Below are 13,348 nucleotides of genomic sequence, written 5' to 3' on the forward strand. Positions count from 1 at the left end.
GGCGTCGATCACCCGTCGGTGCGCTCTCGTGTCAGGGCGCACCGACGGGCTCCGTCCCAGGCAGGAGGTCGTTTCGTCTCCGGCGGCGGGGCTACGATGACCATGAGGGGGACATGAAAATGCAACATCAGCCGGCTGCTCGTGCCGCGGTCATGAGCGATGTCGCACGGCTCGCCGGCGTCTCGCACCAGACGGTGTCCCGGGTTCTGAACAACCATCCGAGCGTCCGCCAGGAAACCCGCGAGCGGGTACTGCGCGCCGTACACCAGCTCAACTACCGCCCCAACGCCCTGGCCCGGGGCCTGGCCGCGCGACGTTCGAAGGTCATCGGGGTGGTCAGCTTCGACACCATCCTCTACGGCCCGGCCGCCACCCTGCTCGGCATCGAGCGAGCCGCACGTGCCGCCGGCTACGGCATCAACATCGTCACCCTGGAACGGCTGGACCGGTCGGGGGTGGCGGCCGCCATCGACGCCCTGAGCTCGCAGTCGGTGGCCGGCGTCGTCCTCATCGCCCCGATGGTCAGCGCCGCCGTCGCGATGCATGGCCTGCCCACCGGCGTGCCCGCCGTGCTCGTCGAGCCCAGTGGCGGCAGCGAGTTGCCGAGCGTCTCGGTCGATCAGGTGGCCGGTGCCCGGCTGGCCGTCGAGCACCTCCTCGCGCTCGGGCACGAGACGGTCGTGCACATCACCGGCCCGCGGGACTGGCTGGAGGCCCGCGACCGCCTCGAGGGTTGGCGGTTGGCCCTCGAAACCGCCGGCCGGCGGGTTCCACCGGCCATCACCGGCGACTGGAGCCCCCGGGCGGGTTACGAGATCGGGCAGTCCCTCGCCGAGCGGCGGGACGCCACCGCGATCTTCTGCGCCAACGACCACCAGGCGCTCGGTCTGCTCCGTGCCCTGCATCAGCAGGGCGTACGGGTTCCGGACGACATCAGTGTGGTCGGGTTCGACGACATTCCCGAGGCGGAGTACTTCACCCCACCCCTGACCACGGTGCGTCAGGACTTCGACGAGGTCGGCCGCCGGTGTGTCGCGGCGCTGCTGGATCTGCTGGACGGCTCGGCGGAGGGATCGAACCTGTCCCCCGTGGAGCCGACGCTCGTGGTCCGGGCCAGCAGCGGCGGCACGTCCTGACCGAGGCGCTTCGGCCGTTCCGCCCTTCCATGACCGGGGTCGCGCCGGGCACCGCCCGCGGTCTGATGATTCCGGGCGCAGCCTCGACCGGTCGGGCTTACGCCCGGGCCGGTCGCAGCCGACGAAAGCCGGACCAGCGCGGCCGGCACGACAGCACGATGATGATCAGGATCAGGGAGAACAGCGGCATCGGGTGACCGAGCACGAAGGCGAGCGTCAGCTCGGCCAGCCCACCCAGGACCGTGGCGATGAAGATCCACCGTGGTCCTGTGCCCGCCGTTGCCCGGCGACCCCCGCGAACGGTGCCCCACGGTTTGCGTACCGAGACCCAGCCCTGGAACGCGATCGCGCTCGCCATCAGCGCCGTCCCGATGACCAGGCGCGACGAGGGTCCCACGGTCAACGCGTCCGTCAGCCTCGGCGACAGCACGAAGATGCCCAGGTACACCTGCACCATGCTGATGGCGAACTTGACCAGGACCCACCAATGGATGAAAAACCCCCATGGGGTGGCGGCCGCCAGGACGATGCCGGTGCAGGCCGATACGCCGGCCATCGGGGCGAGCAGGCGGCCGTCGATCTGTTGCGCCATTGATGTGGCGGCGTCGCGGACGGCGAGACTCTCCGCGGCGAGGCCTACGCCGAGGAGCACGCAGAGCGCCATGGCCTGCGCCATCCATCCCACCGACGTCAGGATGTGCAACCACACGGTGAGTTGACGCCAACGTTTGACCACGTATCCGATGGTCGCCGTTCGGATGCTGCGTTCAACACCGGAGGATTCCCGGAGAACGGCTCCAGGGTTCTCCCGGAGGGGCGCCCGGGCCGCTGCCCCGGCGGTCCGGATCGCTCGTCGGGTTTCCGCGCCGCCGGAGCAGTTCCCACTCCCCCGTCCGATGCCGCCTCGCCTCGATGGCCTCGCCTGGGGAAGGCGGTGAACTCAGGTCAGCGCGGAGGCGTGCCAGGACGGGTAGTCGGTGTAGCCTGCGGCGCCTCCGGTGTAGAACGTCGTGGGGTCCGGCTGGGTCTCGGGCAGGTCGTGGCGCCAGCGCTCGACGAGATCGGGGTTCGCGATCGCCGGACGTCCGACGGCTACCGCGTCGGCGACGCCCTCCGCGATCATCGCCGCCGAGTCTTTCCTGGTGCTGGGCACGGAGAATCCGGTGTTGACGACGAGTGGCGCGCCCACGCGGGCACGCAGCCGCTGGACGAGCGCCGACGCCGGTTCCACATGCACCACGCTGAGGTACGCGAGGCCCAGCGGCGCGAGCCCGTCGGCGAGTGCGTCGTACGTCGCGCGTACGTCGGTGGGATCGGTTTCCAGTGCTCCCTGGATGTTGACCGCGGGCGACAGCCGGATGCCGAGCCGGGATCCGCCGATCTGCTCGGCCACAGCCGACACGACCTCGATGACGAAGCGGGCTCGTGCCTGCGGGTCACCACCGTATTCGTCGGTGCGGTGGTTCGCGCTGGGCGCGAGGAACTGGTGCAGCAGGTATCCGTTGCCGGCGTGCAGCTCGACACCGTCGAGTCCGGCGTCGACCGCTCGCTGGGCCGCGGCCACGAACTCGTCGCGTACGACGGGCAGTTCGGACGGCGCGAGCGCGTGCGGCGTGGGATAGGGCCGCTTGCCGTGAGCGGTGTGCACGTCGCCGGTGAGCGCGATGCCGCTGGGCGCGACGATGCGTTCGGTTCCGGTGACGCTGAGGTGCGAGACGCGTCCGGCGTGCATGAGTTGCACGACGATGGTGCCGCCGCCGGCGTGCACGGTGTCGGCGACGTGTCGCCAGCCGTCGCGGTGCTGCCGAGTGACGATGCCGGGCTGGTACGGGTAGGCGCGTGACTCGTGGCTCGGATAGACGCCCTCGGTGACCACCAGGCCGAAGCCGGCACGCTGGGCGTAGTACTCGCCCTGGAGGTCGGTCGGCACTCCCGCGGCGTCGGCGCGGAGCCGGGTCATGGGTGCCATGACCAGCCGGTTCTTCAGAGTCAGGGCGCCCAGGGTGGTTGGTGTGAACAGGTCCATTTTCGTTGCCTTTTTGGTCAGGGGTGCTGGATGGGTGACGGCTCGGCGGAGGTGGCGAGGCGGATGTCGTCGAGGATCAACGCGTGGTTGATCGCTCCGGCGGCGAGCGCGCCGGCCCCTATCGAGATGGCGACGTTCGCCATGGCGTTGACCACGTTTCCGGCTGCCCAGACGCCGTCGACGCTGGTCTGTCCGTTCCCGTCGACGGTCGCGAAGGAGCCCCACGGGTGCTCCGTCCGCTCCGCGCCGAGCTGCCGCAGGGGCTCGTCGAGGGGTACCAGACGCGGAATGGTGAAGATGGCGTCGAGCGCGACGATCCGGCCATCGGCCATCTCCACCCCGACGACCCGGTCGTCACCCGAGACGACGCGCCGTACCGGTCCCTCCTCGACGCGAATGCCGCGGGCGTCGAACGCCGAACGCGTCTCGCCCTCGGGCACACCGACGGCGTCCGCCAGGTAGATGATCGACGAGGACCACTGCCGCAACAGTTGCGCCTGGAACTCGCTTCCCGGGCCGGTCGCGAGGATGCCGATCCGCTGGTCACGAACCTCGTATCCGTCGCAGTAGGGGCACACCGCGACGCCTCGTCCCCATCGTTCGACCAGGCCGTCGAGTTCGGGAAGCTCGTCGCGGGCCCCGGTCGCGACCAGCAGCTTGCGGGCCCGTACGACCTCGCCGTCGGTGGTCTCGACGGCGAACCCGTCGCCCTCGCGGCGCGTCAGCCGTGCGGTGGTGTTCATGATCTTCCCGCCGTACGACTCGACTTCGCGTCGACCGTCGGCCAGCAGCTCTGCCGGTGGCTTGCCGTCGTGTCCGAGCACGCCGTGCATGTGTGCGGCGAACCTGTTACGTGGCGACCCGCCGTCGATGACGACGACGCGGCGACGCGCTCGGCCGAGCATCAGGGCGGCGCTCAGCCCGGCGCTGCCTCCACCGATCACCGCCGTATCCCAAGGAATCTGATTCATGCGCCCCACGGTGCGTCAGCACGACCGGGATCGCAAATGAAGTTGCGATATCGGCAAAGGTCGAGTTTCCGGCCGGCGTACGGCGGCCGGTCAGAAACCGGCCAGCAGATCACGGGTCAGCGCGCCTAGCCGCCGCCGGTAGTCGGGCTCGTACGCCTCCGCGGCGGCGCGCGCCTCCTGCCCGCTGTCGAAGTAGCGGCCGGTCACGCCGGCCACCTCGGCTCCGTCGACCAGCCGCCGCACGGCGGACACGCCCTTCTCCAGGCTGTCGACGAAATCCATGCCGGAGCGGGTCGACATGCTCGTCGGCATGTACGAGGCCGGGTGGACGCTGTTCACGGTGACACCGGTGCCCGCGAGTTCGTCGGCCAGGTCCATGGTGTGGCAGATCAGCGCGAGCTTGGAGCGGCTGTAGGCGACCGGCTCGTGGAAGTCGTGTTCGAACTGCGGGTCGTCGAAGTCGATCGGTTGTTGGCCGACCGAGGCCACGTTCACCACCCGGGCCGTCGAGGCCTGGTGCAGCAGTGGCAGCAGTTCCCGGGTGAGCAGCACCGGAGCGAGGTAGTTGACCGCGAGACGCAGTTCGTAGCCGTCCCGGGAGAGCCGACGTGCCGTGCCGTTCACGTGGAAGCCGACGCCGGCGTTGTTGACGAGGACGTCCAACCGGTCGTACGCCCGGCTGACCCGCGCGGCGAGGCGTTTCACCTCGGCGAGCGAGGAGAGATCGGCTCGCAGCGGTACACCACCGGTGGCCCGCGCGACCTGCGCGAGCCGGTCGGCGTCGCGGCCGTGCAGCAGGAGTTGGTGCCGGCCGTCCGCCGCGAGGTCTTCGGCCAGGGCCCGGCCCAGTCCGTCGGAGGCGCCGGTGATCAAAATCGTTGACATGTTCCTGTCCTTACTGGTGAGTGGTCGCGGTTGTCGTGGGGTGGCCGGTTCGTGCGGCGAGCGGGCCGACACCGGTGGCGGTCGACGGCGCGCCGGGAGCGGCGTCCGGTGACGCGGTCCCGGTGTGCCGGTGCCGCCGGAGCAACGCGAGGGCGGTCACGAGCGCGAACGCCGCGCTCGCGAGCGCGAAGGCGAGCGTGAAGCGGCTCTCGGCCGGTGGGGCGGCCGGGCTGTTCGCGGAGGCGCTGGTGGCGAGCAGTACGCCCAGCAGCGCGCTGGCGACCGAACTGCCGACCGAGCGGAAGACGGAGTTGACGCCGTTGGCCGCGGCGGTCTGCGTCAGGGGAACGGCATCGAGCAGGACGGCGGGCAGTGCGGCGAACCCGAAGCTGACCGCGATGCCGACCAGCACGCCACCGACGAGTACGCCGGCGGCCCCGCTGTGGACGGCGGCCAGCAGCGCGAAGCCGGCCACCCCGGTTGCGCTGCCGGCCGCGAGCGTGCGGCGGGCGCCCACCCGCCGCGTCAGCGCGCCCGCGACCCGGGCGGCGAACAGCGAGGCCACGGCCGGCGGCAGGAGGTATTCGATCGCGGCCTGCGACACGTTGGCCCCCAGGCCGTACCCGGCGGGGGCGGCAGGAATCTGAACCACGGCCGATACGCCGATGAACTGCATGAACATCGCGAATCCCAACAGGAATCCGGCCAGGTTGGCGAGCGCCACGGCGGGGCGGGCGACGATGCGCAGGTTCACCACCGGGTCGGGTCGTCGACGTTCGACGTCCACCCAGACGGCGCCCAGCAGCAGGGCTCCGCCGAGGCAGCCGAGGGTCCGCGGCGACGACCAGCCCCAGTCGGCGCCTCGGGACAGCGGCAACAGAAGCAGCACGAGGAAGACCGCCAGGAGCGCTGCCCCGAGCCAGTCCGTACGCCGTGCGCCGGACGCGGCGGTGGCGGGTACCACCATGGCGGTGGCGGCGAGCGCGAGCCCGGAGACGATCGCGGCCAGCCAGAAGACCAGGTGGTAGTCCGAGGTGGACACCCGGCCGAGCAGTCCCGCGCTGGCGAGCGCGACGCCGTTGCCGATGGCCAGGGCGCCGCTGACGGCTCCCATCGCCGCCGGCAGCCGACGGGCGGGCAGTCCGTGGCGCAGGACCGACTGCGCGAGCGGAAATATCGCGGTGGAGATCCCCTGCATCGCCCTCCCGACGATCAACCATGGGAGTGTGCTGGAGACGGCGGCGACGACCGACCCGGCGACGGTCAGTGCCAGCACGGCGAGCAGCACCCGACGGGCGCCGTACTGGTCGCCCAGTCGTCCGGCCAATGGCGCGCAGACCGCCGCCGCGAGAAGGGTGGCGGTGGTGAGCCACGTCGCGTCCGTCGTGGAGACGCGCAGATCCTGCTGGATGAGGCCGAGGACCGGCACCACGAGGGTCTGCATCATGGACACGACCACAGCGCCGAGTCCCAGGACGGCGACGAGGACCGGCATCGGGAGCCGGGTGTTCGGAGGTACGTCAGCTGTCATCGATTGCGGGCTTCCGTGACTTGAGGGTCCGGCCCGCCGGGTGAGGTGCCCGAGGGGCGTCCTCACCCAGCGGCCGGTGGTGGGGTGTGTCGCAGCGTGGCGGACGGTCAGACCGTGCCGAGCCGTCCGAGCAGGGCGGTGGCCAGCTCGGCGGAGGAACCGGGGTTCTGGCCGGTCAGCAGGTTGCGGTCGGTCACGACGTGCGACGACCACGCCGGAGCCTCGGTGAAGTGCACACCGAGCGCGACCAGGCGGTCCTGCAGCAGCCACCTGGCCCGCTCGGCAAGCCCGGTCCGGGCCTCCTCGGCCTTGGTGAAACCGGTGACCTGGTAGCCGCGCAGCGGCGAGACGCCGTCGGCGTCCTCGGTCGCCAGCAGGGCCGCCACGCCGTGGCACACCAACGCCAGCGGCCGGCCGGAGCCCAGGGTCTCGGTGATCACCCGGGCGGACTCGCGGTCGGCGGAGAGGTCCTCCATGGGGCCGTGCCCGCCGGGATAGAACACCGCCGCGTAGTGGGCCGGGTCGACGTCGGCCAGGGCCACCGGTCGACGGAGCTCCGTCGCGCCGTCGAGCAACGCGGCGACGGCCGCGGCGCCTTGCTCGCCGCCGTTGAACTCGGGGGCCAGGCTGACCCGGTCGACGGTCGGGACCACCCCACCCGGCGTGGCGACGGTCACCTCGTGCCCGACCTCGGTGAGCGCGCGGTACGGCGCCGCGAACTCCTCTGCCCAGAAGCCCGTGGGATGCCGCTCGCCGTCGGCCAGCGTCCAGTGGTCGGCACCCGTCATGACGAACAAGATCTTTGCCACTTCATCGCTCCGTTGGTCGTTTCCGAACTTCGCGTCCGGAGGAGTTGCGGGTCGGCGCGACGGTGTCTCACGCCTGTTCACGGAGCCGACGGTAGGCAGGCGTGCGCTCGGATAACCAATAGGATTACCGGCATGGCCCCCAGAAATTCCTATGGCTCGGCGGCCGGCAGACCGCTCGATCTCACCCAGCTGCGTACCTTCCTGGCCGTCTACCGGGCCGGTTCCCTGACCGAGGCCGCCCGTCGTCTCGGGCTCGCGCAGCCGACCGTGACCGGCCAGATCCGCGCGCTCGAACAGCAGCTCGATCGTCAACTGTTCGAGCGTCTGCCCCGCGGGGTCGTGCCGACTGCCGTCGCCAACGACCTGGCCGCGCGGATCTCGGCGCCGATGGACGAACTGGCGATGGTGGCAAACCGCGACGCCGCGGCCCCCATCGAGCCGGTGCACCTGGGCGGCCCCGCGGAGATGTTGGCCGTCCGGATCATGCCGGTCCTCGCTCCGCTCGTCGCTCAGGGCGTACGACTACATGTGACCCCGGGGCTGGCCGACGACCTGCTCGACGGATTGCGCACCGGGCGGTTCGACCTCGTGCTGTCCGCCGTCCGACCGCGCGGACGGTCCGTCCTGGCGGCGCCGCTGATGGATGAGGAGTTCGTCCTGGTCGGGGCACCGGAGTGGCACGCTCGCGTCGGGCCTCTCGGCACTGACGACGTGGGGGCTCTCGACGGCGTACCGCTGATCAGCTACGCGGAGGACGTGCCGATCCTGCGCCGCTACTGGCGCCACGTCTTCCGGGAGCGCCTGACCGTGCAACCCGCACTGGTGGTGCCCGATCTCCGCAGCGTGCTGGCCGCCGCCGTGGCGGGCGCCGGCGTCACGGTGCTGCCGCGCTACCTCTGCGCCGACGAACTGCGTACGGGTGCCCTGCTCGCCCTGCTCGAGCCGGCCGATCCACCCATCAACACCGGGTTCATCGCGCAACGCGCGAACGCCACACTTCGTCCGGAGGTGGCCAGGGTCCGCGACGCGATCCGGCAGGCCGCTCGCGCGTGGTGACCTGCGGCATCGCCGCGGTCGGTGCGGCTGGGCAGGGCTACCTGGCGGGCCGCCCGGCTGCGCCGCCGTTCAGCCGGCCGCCGCCCTGTGCCGGCCATCCCTATGATCCACGACATGGCATTGCTGCACCGGGCGGAAGTGCGCCCCACGAAGCTCGAGCTCCTGGCCGCCTGGCTACCCGGCCGCCCCTGGTTCCAGGGCGAGGCGGACGTCGCCCCCGAACGGGTCGCTTCATACCGCTTCGACGACCCGGCGGGCCAGGTCGGGATCGAGACCCTGCTGGTGCGCGCCGGTGCCGGGCCGATCCACCAGGTGCCGTTGACCTACCGCGACGCTCCGCTGGACGGTGCGCAGGGGTGGCTCGTCGGCACGATGGAGCATTCGGTGCTGGGCCGCCGCTGGGTGTACGACGCCTGCGGTGACCCGGTCTACGGCGCCGCCCTGGCGACGGCTGTCCTCACCGGTACGGGGCAGTCCGAGGAGTACTTCGAGGTGGACGGCCGGCGTGAGGTGCGGGCACCGAGCATGGCGATCGCCGCCGACGGCCCCCGACTGGTCGCCGTCCCCCCGGTCGGCTCGATCGACAAGGTCGAGGACGGCGAGCTGATCCGGATCGTCTGCGGATCCGTCGAGCTGACCGTGCCCCGGCGGCTCGGTGAGCACAGCGGCCTGCCGGGGAGCCGGCTGACCGGGTCCTGGGAGGGCCAGCACACCGCGCTGCCACTGGCGTACGTCTCGCTCCGCTGATCCGCGCATCGAGCCCGCCGGGGTCCGCTGGGCGAGCCCGCCGGTTCGCTCAGCGGGCCCGCTGATCCGCGGAGCGAGCCCGGCGGTTCGCTCGCAGGGCCCCCAGAATCACCCCGGGCGTGATCAACGAGTTCGGGTGCGCACGCATGGAGACGACCTGGTTGAACCGCCGCGCGACACCCACGTCCGTGACGGTCGCCGCGACGATCTGCCTGCTGACCCAGCTGCGGAGCCGGTACGCACGCGGGTACGGGCCGTCGACGTGCGGCAACGCGAGGTCGGCGGAGGTCGACGTCGACCAGGCGGCATCGACCACGACCTTCTGCAGGGCGAGGAACTCCCGGGCGGGCACGCTGAGGTCGGGCTTCGATCGCAGGTACGTCGACAGGCAGGCGGCGTGCAGGGTCGCGGCGGTGATGCCCTGCCCGTAGACCGGGTTGAACGACGCCACCGCGTCGCCGACGCTGACGAGTCGGGCGGGGAATCGGGTCAGCGCGTGAAAGTCCCGCCGCCGGCTGTCGGCGTGGTGGTACGTCTGGACGTCGCCGAGCAGTTCGTTCCCGGCGACCTCGCCGAACTCCGGCGGGAACTGCTCGCGCATCCGGCGCACGAAGTCCGCCGCGGTACGCCCCGGACGGTTGTCGCCGTAGCCTGCCATCATGGCCATCCACCGGTCGTCCTCGACGGCGAAGAACGCGGCACCAGCCACGTCCGAGGACAACCCGGGACTGTGCAGGGCCAGGACGAGCGCGGGCTGCGGGTTGGTCTCGCGTCGCCGGAACATCGCCGTCGCGTAGTTGAGGTTGACCGTCATCCGTCGGGTGACCGGCCGGTCCCAGCCGGCCTGCTGGAGCCAGTCGGAGAGCCGGCTCGACCGCCCCATGGCGTCCACGACGAGGTCGGCGGACTCGACGCCGGGTGTCCCGTCGACGTCAACCCTGACTCCCGTGGTCGCGGCCCCCTCGAAGACGAGACCCACCGCGCGGGCGACCATGGTCCGGACGTTGGGCAGCGCGAGCACTCGCCGGCGGATCAGCCCCTCCAGGAAGGGTCGGGTGCCCGCCAGGCTGTCGGCGTCGTCGGGTACGACGACCTTCACGCGGCCGTCGAGGTAGTTGCGCCTGCTCGGCGGCGGAGAATCGATCGCCCCCTGCGCCACGGCCTGCTCGCGAAAGCCGGGAAACAGTAGTTCGAGCTGGAGGAACCCGCCGGGCAGCAGCGCGTGGAGCTGGGTTCCCTGCGGCACCCCGGGCCGCGCGCCGGTCGCGTGCAGGTCGTCACGATCGATGATGACGACGCTCTCCGCGTAGTCCGACAACACCCGAGCGGCCAGCAGCCCCGCGACGCTACCGCCGATCACGACGGCCCGGTCCATGACCGGACGCGCCGATTCCGGCGGCCGTACCGCGTTCAGCTCGGCGAAGATCCGGGCCGGAGAGGATGACATCGTGTTCTCCATGGGTGCGAGGGCGTCGCGCTATCGCATTCTTCCAGCGGGCTGCGGACTTCATGTTCACCGGGTGGCGATCCTCCCACCCGTGCGTCCGGCTCTCGTGCCGGGCGGGACGCCGCAGCGCTTGCGCGGCATCGCTCGGGCCCCACGCGGGGGCGTCCTTGTAGGAGGATGGTCGATGCGATGATCGGCCAGGAGGGCTGATCGGCGTACACGGGGATGGTCTATGCATGTGCCTCGACGCATCCGGGGGTCGGTTGCGCACCATGGCTTCGCCGGCTGGGTGACGCGCTACGAGAGTCCGTCCGCCAACCAGCGGCTGAGGCACGGGCCGGGGAAATAGTTCTGATGGCTCGTCGGACCAGACAGATCATCATCATCGTGATCGTGGCTGGACTGGCCGGAGCAATGCTCTGGCTCTGGCGGAACCGGGTAGTCCTGGAGGCCACAGGTTCGGTCGTCGCCATCGTCAGCGGCGCGGCGGCCCTGCTGACCGCCGCTCCATCACTGATCAGGTGGGTGCGCGGCACGTTGTCATCGACGCTCTCCACGTCGGATCAGCTCGACGACGCTCAGCGGAAATTGGCCGAGGTGGTGCTCGCCCAGTGGCGTGACGAGGCCGCGCTCCGGCAACTCGACCATCCCACGCCACTTGCGGTCCACTGGCGGATGGCCGAACCCGAGTTGATGGATCACCTCAGCAACTTGGGCGGCTCCGACGTCCGGTTCACCGGGCGTACCGATGACGTCCCCGCACTCACCGAGAATTTCCGCCGCCTCCACCCACGGCGACTGGTGATCGTGGGCGGTGGCGGCACCGGCAAGACCTCCCTTGCCGTGCTCCTGCTCCGCCAACTGTTGACGGACCGCCGCCCGGGCGAGCCGGTGCCGGTGCTCTTCTCCCTCTCGACGTGGGATCCGAGAGTGGAGCCCTTCCACCTCTGGCTCAGCAGCAAGGTGGCCCAGGACTATCCACTACTTCGACTTCCCGCCTACGGCGGCAGTGCCGCCGTAGGACTGGTGCGAAGCCGGCGGATCCTGCCCGTGCTGGATGGCATGGACGAGGTGTCGGAAGAGGCCCGCCCCCAGATCCTGGCCGAGTTGAACGCCCAGATGACCGATGCGGATCAGGTCATCGTCACCTGCCGGACGGACGAATACCGGGCTGCCGTCGAGACCCGGGCCGATGTGCTCAGTCGCGCCATGGTGATCAGCCCCAGCCAGCTGGCGGCAGCGTACGTCCGGAAGTACCTGCATGACTGTCTGAGCCCAGCCAAGGCCGGCACCGAAGCCTGGCGCACGCTCATGAACCACCTGTACCTGCACCCCACCGGGCCGCTCGCCACCGCGCTGTCGACGCCGCTGAACCTGTGGCTCTTCCGGGCCGTGTACGTGAGCGCCGGGCAAGATCCCGCTCTGCTGACGGACCCGGTGTCGTTTCCCACACCGCAATCCATCACCCACCACCTCATCGACAACCTGGTCGAGGCAACATTCGCCACCCGGCGGCCCGCCCAGACCAAGGACGAGCACGCCGACGACCTGTTCCGGCCGCGGCGGTCCTGGGACTGGCAGAAGGCGCAGGAATGGTTGCGCTACCTCGCCGTGCAGCTCAGCAGGAGGAGCGTCAGGGATCTGTCGTGGTGGTGGCTGCAGTACGCCATCTTCCGACGTCAGCGGCGAGTGGTTTCGGGGCTGTTCGGCGGGGTCCTGGGCGGCCTCACCGTCGGATTGGCCAGCACGCCGGCCTTCGGACTCGACGTCGGGCTCGTTGTCGGACTCACCGCCGGCACCAGCAGTGGCTTCACGGCCGGACTCGCGGTCAGACCCAGCGTCGAGGACCCGAGTTACGCGAGCTTGCCATGGTTCCGGCGCGCGCAACGAATCGTCCCGCTCTTCGCGCTGTGCATGTCGGTAGGGCTGGGCGCCGGCATCGCGGCCGGCACGCTGGTCGGACTCACCGCCCGCGTTGCCTTCGCGCTTGCGCTCGGGCTCACCATCGCGCTTCTCGCCGCGGGCACCGTAGGCCTGATCGCCGGCTTGCGGATGGAGGCGCCGGCGTACGCCAACCTGCGCCTGCGGGGACGGGTCCGGGCCCTGGTCAGGTACATGCTTATCGGGACGACGGTCGGTACCGTCGCCGGGCTCCTGCTCGGCGTCACGATCGGGCTCGCCTTCAGCATCGGTATCGGGTTCACCGCTGCCATGAAGGTGGGCATCACCGGCGCCCTCGCGGTGGGAGTGTCCTTCGGTATCGCCTTCGGGTTGCGGGAGTGGGCCCGGCGGCCGCTGGCCGTTCCTCATCGGGCGTCTCCAGCCTTCACCCTGCGTTGGGACCTCGCGTCGGCCGCGCTCGTCCTGGCCGCGACCGTGGTAGGTGTCGGCGTTTCGTTCGGCGTTCCCTTCGGGGCGGCTTACGGAGTCTCGTTCGGGCTTTCCATCGGGCTGAGTGTCGCAACCGCTTCTCGGCAGCCCAGCGTCACGTATGTGGTCGCCAAGTGCCACTTGTTCGTCAGCAGACGGCTGCCGTGGCGGCTGATGGGCTTCATGGAGGACAGCCACCGCCTGGGGCTGCTACGCCAGGTGGGAGCCGTGTACCAGTTCCGGCACGCCGACCTTCAGGATCGGCTCGCGGCCACCTACGAGCGGCGAACCCGGTGACGGGGAAGCCCGCTCCGGCCTGACCCGATACACCCCATTTCCGCCATTATGTGAGTCTTTGTCGGTTTCCGAG

Annotated in this window: 11 protein-coding genes; 4 read left to right on the forward strand and 7 right to left on the reverse strand. The window is 70.7% G+C overall.

Going from position 1 to position 13,348, the window contains the following annotated elements; all coding sequences use genetic code 11:
- The first annotated feature begins 152 nt into the window (after positions 1-152).
- Entirely contained in the window at positions 153-1,136 is a 984-nt protein-coding gene (locus AB0F98_RS18145) for a LacI family DNA-binding transcriptional regulator (RefSeq protein WP_357736372.1), read from the forward strand.
- A gap of 97 nt (positions 1,137-1,233) precedes the next feature.
- Here the strand turns inward: AB0F98_RS18145 and AB0F98_RS18150 are convergent, their stop codons facing one another.
- The 6 genes from AB0F98_RS18150 to AB0F98_RS18175 all read right to left on the reverse strand — a co-directional run bounded on the left by AB0F98_RS18150 (position 1,234) and on the right by AB0F98_RS18175 (position 7,358).
- Positions 1,234-1,872, reverse strand: a complete 639-nt coding sequence (locus AB0F98_RS18150; protein ID WP_357736375.1) for a hypothetical protein — start codon at positions 1,870-1,872, stop codon at positions 1,234-1,236.
- A 204-nt stretch (positions 1,873-2,076) separates the two neighbouring features.
- Complete coding sequence (locus AB0F98_RS18155) at positions 2,077-3,162, reverse strand: alkene reductase (RefSeq protein ID WP_357736378.1); 1,086 nt, start codon at positions 3,160-3,162, stop codon at positions 2,077-2,079.
- 17 nt (positions 3,163-3,179) lie between these two features.
- Positions 3,180-4,133, reverse strand: coding sequence for an NAD(P)/FAD-dependent oxidoreductase (locus AB0F98_RS18160; protein ID WP_357736381.1), 954 nt, complete (start codon positions 4,131-4,133; stop codon positions 3,180-3,182).
- 90 nt (positions 4,134-4,223) lie between these two features.
- Positions 4,224-5,018 carry an SDR family NAD(P)-dependent oxidoreductase gene (locus AB0F98_RS18165; RefSeq protein WP_357736384.1) on the reverse strand — a complete coding sequence of 265 codons (795 nt, stop codon included), beginning with the start codon at positions 5,016-5,018 and terminating at the stop codon, positions 4,224-4,226.
- Between the two features lie 10 nt (positions 5,019-5,028).
- A complete protein-coding gene (locus tag AB0F98_RS18170) occupies positions 5,029-6,549 on the reverse strand; it encodes an MFS transporter (protein ID WP_357736387.1) in 1,521 nt (506 codons plus the stop codon).
- A 107-nt stretch (positions 6,550-6,656) separates the two neighbouring features.
- The gene (locus AB0F98_RS18175; RefSeq protein WP_357736391.1) at positions 6,657-7,358 is read right to left on the reverse strand and encodes a type 1 glutamine amidotransferase domain-containing protein; all 702 of its coding nucleotides are present in this window, start codon (positions 7,356-7,358) and stop codon (positions 6,657-6,659) included.
- 132 nt (positions 7,359-7,490) lie between these two features.
- Between AB0F98_RS18175 and AB0F98_RS18180 the strand changes: the two genes are divergently transcribed.
- Entirely contained in the window at positions 7,491-8,414 is a 924-nt protein-coding gene (locus AB0F98_RS18180) for a LysR family transcriptional regulator (protein WP_357736394.1), read from the forward strand.
- Positions 8,415-8,528: 114 nt separating this feature from the next.
- Positions 8,529-9,161, forward strand: coding sequence for a hypothetical protein (locus AB0F98_RS18185; RefSeq protein WP_357736397.1), 633 nt, complete (start codon positions 8,529-8,531; stop codon positions 9,159-9,161).
- Between the two features lie 49 nt (positions 9,162-9,210).
- Here AB0F98_RS18185 and AB0F98_RS18190 read toward each other — a convergent pair whose 3' ends face one another.
- Complete coding sequence (locus tag AB0F98_RS18190) at positions 9,211-10,608, reverse strand: FAD-dependent oxidoreductase (protein ID WP_357736401.1); 1,398 nt, start codon at positions 10,606-10,608, stop codon at positions 9,211-9,213.
- 387 nt (positions 10,609-10,995) lie between these two features.
- On the opposite strand from AB0F98_RS18190, the gene AB0F98_RS18195 reads away from it, so the two are divergent.
- Entirely contained in the window at positions 10,996-13,275 is a 2,280-nt protein-coding gene (locus AB0F98_RS18195; protein WP_357736404.1) for a hypothetical protein, read from the forward strand.
- Positions 13,276-13,348: the final 73 nt, after the last annotated feature.

It is taken from the genome of Micromonospora sp. NPDC023737, from assembly GCF_040639715.1.
GTDB lineage: Bacteria > Actinomycetota > Actinomycetes > Mycobacteriales > Micromonosporaceae > Micromonospora.